General features: G+C 61.9%; 5 protein-coding genes and 1 pseudogene. 3 read left to right on the forward strand and 3 right to left on the reverse strand.

Annotated features, from left to right (window positions below; translation table 11 throughout):
* Positions 1 to 2,680, reverse strand: a 2,680-nt coding sequence (gene traA / locus C3Y91_RS36380; RefSeq protein ID WP_168576403.1) for a Ti-type conjugative transfer relaxase TraA, incomplete at its 3' end; no start/stop codon positions are given.
* Positions 2,681 to 2,958: 278 nt separating this feature from the next.
* Here traA and C3Y91_RS36385 point away from each other — a divergent pair.
* The 3 genes from C3Y91_RS36385 (at position 2,959) to C3Y91_RS36395 (ending at position 5,292) form a co-directional block, all read left to right on the forward strand.
* Positions 2,959 to 3,273: a mobilization protein gene (locus C3Y91_RS36385; RefSeq protein ID WP_168576404.1), complete on the forward strand. Its 315-nt coding sequence runs from the start codon at positions 2,959 to 2,961 to the stop codon at positions 3,271 to 3,273.
* Entirely contained in the window at positions 3,273 to 4,955 is a 1,683-nt protein-coding gene (locus C3Y91_RS36390) for a type IV secretory system conjugative DNA transfer family protein (RefSeq protein WP_168576407.1), read from the forward strand. Before C3Y91_RS36385 ends, C3Y91_RS36390 begins: the two co-directional genes overlap by 1 nt.
* A gap of 91 nt (positions 4,956 to 5,046) precedes the next feature.
* Entirely contained in the window at positions 5,047 to 5,292 is a 246-nt protein-coding gene (locus C3Y91_RS36395; RefSeq protein ID WP_168576405.1) for a WGR domain-containing protein, read from the forward strand.
* A gap of 63 nt (positions 5,293 to 5,355) precedes the next feature.
* Here C3Y91_RS36395 and C3Y91_RS36400 read toward each other — a convergent pair whose 3' ends face one another.
* A complete protein-coding gene (locus tag C3Y91_RS36400) occupies positions 5,356 to 6,276 on the reverse strand; it encodes an ArdC family protein (RefSeq protein ID WP_168576406.1) in 921 nt (306 codons plus the stop codon).
* A 269-nt stretch (positions 6,277 to 6,545) separates the two neighbouring features.
* Positions 6,546 to 6,715 (reverse strand): annotated as a pseudogene (locus C3Y91_RS36405) (LysR family transcriptional regulator); the annotation flags it as partial.

A 6,715-nucleotide genomic window follows, 5' to 3' on the forward strand; every position in this document is an offset into this window, starting at 1 on the left:
CTGGCGCGTCTTTGAACAGCTGCGGCGCAAGCTGCTTTGCCGCCTCCCAATCTCGGTCGAATGCCACCGTTGCTTTTGACCGTCCGACCGCTTCGACGCTCATCGCATAGGTCTTCACGGCCGCAATGAGCACGCGGCGATCATCGTCGCGTTCATCGTCACTGCGATCTTGGTGTGCAGAGCCGCCATCGGCGATGCTGCGCGCTGTGAGCGGTGTCGGCGACCGTGGTTCTTGCATTGGCTTGGGAACCGCCGTGTCCGGAATGGGCTGTACCCCTTTGCTGATTCCGTGAGATGCGACATCACTCTCGCCCTGGCCTTGGCGATCCTCCATGCCGCGCCGATTGGCAAAGTCATGCGTATAGTCGAGCGTCGTCTCCTTCACGCCTGAGCGGCTCAGTGCCTCCGTCAGGGCGCGCACCGTCTTGAACGCATCGAGCCCGGCATAGAGCTGCACCCCTTCACGATGACGGGTCATCGCCACATAGGTCAGATGCCGGTCCATCGTCGTCGACGCGAGGACAAAACTCCGGTCGACGGTAGCGCCTTGCGTCTTGTGGATCGTCGTGGCGTAGCCGTGATCAAAGGATTGGTAACGATTGACCGGTACGGTCACCTGGCGCTGCCCATCTTGCGTCTGCGCCTTGCCGTCAAGCCGAACCTGTATTGCGTCCGGCGCGACGGCGATGACCTCGCCCAACATGCCATTCTTGACGCCGAGGTCGCGATCGTTCTCCAGAAAAACGATGCGGTCGCCACGTGCGAAGGATCGCTTCCCATTGTTGGTCTGGTAGGTGAGTTCCTCACCTCGATCATCCGAGGTGCTGGTGCTTCTTGAGAGCTCACCGCGTTCCTGCAACCGAGCGCGAATGCCGGCATTGATGGCAGCCACATCTATCCGTCGATGGGCCATCGCAATGCGCGTGTCGTCGGGATGTGCCGATCGGTCAGCGACGTAATCGGCAATGATCGCCTTCAGCACGTCGTCGCGGTTCGCTTTCAGCTGGATGTTGCCATGTGCCTCGTAGGCAGCAAGCCCGTCGGCAGTCCGATGCGAGGCGAAGTCGATCGAAGCCTGCTTTTGCCAATCGGTTCTTTGCCGTCGGACGTCCGACAGTTGCGCATGGCCGACGGCTTCGGCGATCGCCCGAAACGGCGCGCCCGCTCCGATCGCCTGAAGCTGTTCATGGTCGCCGACCAGGACCAGCTTGGCGCCGGCCCGTTTGACCTCGTCGACGAAGCGGGCAAGCTGACGGCTTGCGACCATGCCGCCCTCGTCGATGACGAAGACATCGCGAGCATTCAGCCGACTACGATCGGCCTGCCAGGAATATTCCCACGACGCCAAGGTACGGCTCGATATGCCGGACGATTCCTCCAGGCCCTCTGCCGCCTTGCCGGCCAATGCCGCGCCATGAACGCGATAGCCTTGCGCTTCCCAGGCCTGGCGGGCAGCCGCCAGCATCGTGCTCTTGCCGGCGCCGGCAAAGCCGATCACCACGGCGATCTGAGCTGGCCCTGTGACATGCTCGATCGCCTGGCGCTGTTCCGCCGATAGCCCCTGCGCCGGTGACGCGCCTGCGGCCTGGATCGATCTGTCCTGATCGGCGATTGCCGCATCGACATGCCGCTTGAAGACACCGTGGTTTTGGCGCGTCTTCATCGCAACAGCGGATGTTGCCATCGCGCCCTCGATCGCCACCATCTCGACCGTCGAATAGCGTGCCTCGCCATCGCGGCCCCGAACGCTTGAACTGTCGGGTTTCAGCTCGACGAGGGCCTTTGACGCCATGACCGCGGCAAAAGCATTCTGGAAGGTCTGCGGATCGTCGTTGATATAGCGATGCAGAGCCCTGGCAATGTCATAGCGGTTGAAGACGCTCTTCTCGTTGGTAATCAGCTTCAGGATTTCATCCGGGCGCCTCCGGATGGTCTCGGCATTTCGCTCGGCCGATTGCGGCGAGATGCGCGCGCGGGAGACTGCCCCACCCTGGCGATCGATCTGTGTCGCATGCACACCGACATGTTCGGTCGGCTCGATCGTGATCCCGGCTTCCAGATGCGAACGGCTGTCGATACGGATATCGTGACCCGACATCGCCAGATGCCGATTGGCAAGATGCTCCCAGGCCTGTCTGAGATCCTTCAGCTGCAGTTGCGATGGCGGCAGGTGATTGGCAAGGAGCCATCTGTTTTCCCGCTCGAGCAGCGTCTTGTCGCCAAGACCGGTTTCCCTCACCTCACGCGTCGTCATCATCAGATGCGCATGGCTGTTGCGGATATCGCTTGCCCCACCCGGCCGATGGATGGCGAAGTCGACGGCAGCGCCATAGCGGTTGGCGAGATCTTCGGCAAAGGCACGCGTCAGCGCCAGTCGTTGATCCGGCGTCAATTCGTGCGGCAGCGCAATTTCGAATTCCCGGGCAATCCGGGCATCGCTGCGCTTCTCGGCACGCTCGGCGGCATTCCACAAGGCCGATCGCTTCATCGCCCAATAGGCGGAAGACCCAGTCGGCAAGACGATCTCGGCATGCTCGACACCTGTTCTGTTGCTAAAATCATGGGTCAGCCCATCGCGCTCGTTGGTCAGCCGCTCGGCCGCACGATAGGCGGCCGACGCCACGGCGCTGCGGCCACCGCTGCGGGCGATCGGCTTCATGCTGAGATGATAGATCGCCATCGCCCTCCCCTTTGTTAGCGGGCCGCCGGCCCGCGCTTTGAGTTGCCCCGCAACTCGTAAGTGCGCCCTTGTGCCTTCGTCGCTTCGCGCCTTCGGGCACTGGTGGGAGCACGCGGCAATCTCCCGATGACCTCGTAAGCCGTTCACCCGGTTGCTTCCACGCGCAGATTTGCGAGTAGCCGACATGCACCCATCGCGGCAGCATCTGCGCATGCGATCGTGTGCGGTCATTGTCCTGATGCCGCTGGGCCGATCGCTCATCGACGAGAAGGGAGACAATGACAGTGGCACGTAAATCCATCGGCGAACGGCTGGCGCAGCTCGAGGCCCAGCGCAAGACATTGCAGATCCGGCTCAGCAAGCAGGAGCGCGCCATCGATACGCGCCGCAAGGTGCTGATCGGCGCACTGGTGCTGCATCGGCTCGAGAATGATCGCGATGTGCAGATCGGCGGCGGACTGGCAGCCTGGCTCAGATCCGAACTGCCAAAGTTCCTCACCCGCGAGGGAGATCGAGATCTGTTCGACGATCTGCTGAAGCCGCAGGCAAATGAGCCGACTATCGGCAATATCGGCAACGGGAGCGCGGCATGATGATCCATGCCAACCAGATCAAAACTGCCTTCGCAAACATGATGCGCATGGCGGCCCGCGATCCGCTCTGGGCGATCGTCGCGTTCATCACCTTTCCGCTGCGATATGCCAGGTCGTTCGTCATGGGTGCGGCCGGCTATTTGTTTGTCGTGTTCACCGTCTACTTCGGGATCGACTACCTCAGACGCGTGATCCTCGGCGGCCACAGGGGTGACGTCATCTGGCATATCGGCGATTGGGTGGTGATGGCCTTTGCCATCCTGCTGCTCATTCGGCTGTTGTCGACGCCGCTGATCACGCATTTTGGATCGGCGGTGGACGACACGCATGGGTCGGCGCGCTTTGCCGGCCGCAGAGAAATCGCGCCTCTGACAAAGGCAGAAGGCGGATTGCTGATCGGCCGTGCGAACAACTCCGGCCGGCTTCTTTGCTACAGCGGGCCAGCTCATCTTCTGACCATGGCGCCGACGCGTAGCGGCAAGGGTGTCGGCACCATCATCCCGAACCTTCTGACCGCCGATCGCTCGATCATCTGCATCGATCCGAAAGGCGAGAATGCGAAGATCGCCGGTGATGCACGCGAGAAGTTCGGGCCGGTTCATATCCTCGATCCGTTCGGCATCACCGGCAGACCTTCGGCTGCCTTCAATCCGATGGACGGTTTTAATCCAGACGGCATCGATGTCGCCGAAGACGTTTCCACCTTGGCCGACGCGCTGGTGTTCGACGAACCTGGTCTTTCAGGTGACGCCCATTGGAACGAGGAAGCCAAAGCGCTGATATCAGGACTGCTGCTGCATGTGCTTGCCAGCCAGCCAGACGACAGGCGCACGCTCACGATGCTGCGACAATTCCTGACGCTGGCGCCGGCGGCGTTTCGTGCCGTGCTGGACGAGATGCAGGACAGTGACGCGGTCAATGGTCTGGTTGCCCGTGCCGCCAATCGTCATCTCGGCAAGTCGGACCGTGAGGCCAGCGGCGTGTTATCCGCAGCCCAACGGCACACGCATTTCCTCGACAGTCCGCGCATGACCGAGGTGCTGTCACGATCGGATTTTCGGTTCGGTGACCTCAAGGCAGACCAGGCGACCGTGTTCCTGGTCTTGCCGCCAGACCGGCTTGCGGCCTATTCGCGTTGGCTGCGTTTGCTGGTGGCCCAGAGCCTGACCGAGATGGCGCGAACGGCACCCTCGCCGCATCCATCGACGCCACCGGTTCTCTATCTGCTCGACGAGTTCGCTGCCCTTGGTCATCTGGCGCCGATCGAACGCGCCATGGGATTGATGGCAGGTTACGGTGTGCAACTCTGGCCGATCGTCCAGGACATTCATCAGCTGCGCGCCACCTATCGCCAGCGTGCCGGTACGTTTCTGTCCAACGCCGGCGTGCTGCAAGTGTTCGGCGTCAACGATCACGACAGCGCCCGTCTGGTATCCGATCTGCTTGGCCAGGAGACGGTCGTCTTCAACACCGCAGCGCGTGCACTCGATTCGGAAAAGACCGGCCTCTCCTTTGCCGAGCAGCATGTCGCCCGCCCGCTGCTGACGCCCGACGAAGTCCGCAACATGCATGCCGAGACCGAGCTGTTGTTCATCGCCGGTCAGCGGCCCATCGTTGCGACAAAGTTGCGCTATTATGCCGATCCGGAATTTGCCGGATTGTTCACTGCGTCACAGATCTGACGAGGCGACATCACCAACGTGAATCGATCGGGCCCAACCGATTCACAAATGTCGTTGGACGCAGTGAACCGTTCTTTGCGATTCTGCCGACATGAGTACGCAACCCTATCGTCTCTACATCGAACGCATCGATCCATCGAAGAACATGGCCCGCTTTTATGCGCTGTCGATCGAGCCGAACCTCTTCGGCGAGACCTCGCTGGTGCGCAGCTGGGGACGCATCGGCAGTCGCGGGCAGCAGAAGATCCATGTCTTCGATAGCGAGGCAAAAGCCGTCGATCTCCTGCTCAGCCTTTTGCGCAAGAAGCGCTCGCGAGGCTACCTTCCGCTGCAGTGATCGGCATTCGCATCTCTCATGGTTGAGTGAAGGAAGAGACGGTTGAGTGAAGGAAAAGACGGCTTACGCCGCCTCCTCATCGTTGAGCTCCGACTGCAAGGAATGCAGGTAATCGACGGCCCGCTGCGCATGTGCTGCCGCCGAGAAGATGGCGCGCTTGTCGTTGCCCAGAACCTTGAGCCAGCTATCGAGATAGCTTGCGTGGTCGGGGCGCGGTTCGAGCTCGGGGACGATGCCGAGATCGGCGCAGAGAAACGCGCTGCCGAGTTCGGCAATCAGCTCTTCGCGGGCGCGGTCGCTGCGGTCTTTTGCGTAGCGGCTGAGATCGCGATCCAGCCGTCGCGGTGCAGAAGTCCAATGCGTCATCTCGTGGCTGAGGATCGCGACGTAAGCGGCATCGTCCCGGAAGGCATCCAGGCATGGCATCTGGATGTAATCACGCTGAGCGGCATAATAGGCAGCCGTACCTCCGTGCCGGATCAGTGCGCCGGTATTGGCAAAGAAGCGGCCGGCATCGCCGATCCGCCTCATCGGATCCTCGCCAGGTGCGACGTCGTCAAAGCGGCCGTTAAGACCGGCGATCTGATCGGTGTTGAACACCGTGTAGGTCTTGAGGAATGGAATATCCTGTTCGATCTCCGTGCCTGTCTCGGTCGTCTCGGTGCGGATGAACGAACTGGCAAAGACCACGGTCGTGCCGGTTTCGCCCTTGCGGACGGCGCCGCCGAGTTCGATTGCCTGGCGGAACGTCATCCACCTCGATGAGGCAAAGCCGCGGGCGATGGCTTCGGACCAGAGGAGCAGAACGTTGATCCCGGAATAGGGTTGGCCGTTGTGGCGCAGCGGCCGGCTGACCTCGGCTGTCGCATGTCCTGTCGTCCAGGGTTTGGTCCATGGCCGCACACCCTGCTTAAGATCGGCGATGATCGTGTTGGTGATGCGGCTGTAGATATCGGGTCGTTGATTGCTTTGTTGCCTGCTCATGTTGGAACCTCCGTTTCGAGGTCGCGGCCATCGCGACCTGCTACGGCGGTCCGAAAGCCGGGCGGCAAGCGGCGCCTGCACCCGCAGGGCCGAAACGCAGTGGAGGACGGCAAAGCCGTTGCCGGCGGCGCGAGCCTGGCAGGACCCAAAGCCGGGGCAGGACGCGATGGCCGCAATCTAAGGGGGAGGTTCTGATGGAGGCAGAAGCAGCAAGTCCGCGAGGTGGCGTCACGCCGCTCGCGTCACCGATGAACCGCAGCGCAGATCGTTTACCTCACCGGCCGCGCCAGTGAGCGGGCGATATCGACGATGTCGTCGCGCGAGGCGGTTGGATCGTCCTTGCTCCAGGCAACACCGAGCCCGATCCTGAAGTCGATGCCCCTGACCGCCTTCAGCTCGAAGGCCCGGTTCGGCAGGCCCTCGGTCCATTCCGGCGCAA

Source organism: Rhizobium ruizarguesonis, from assembly GCF_012349115.1.
GTDB lineage: Bacteria > Pseudomonadota > Alphaproteobacteria > Rhizobiales > Rhizobiaceae > Rhizobium > Rhizobium ruizarguesonis.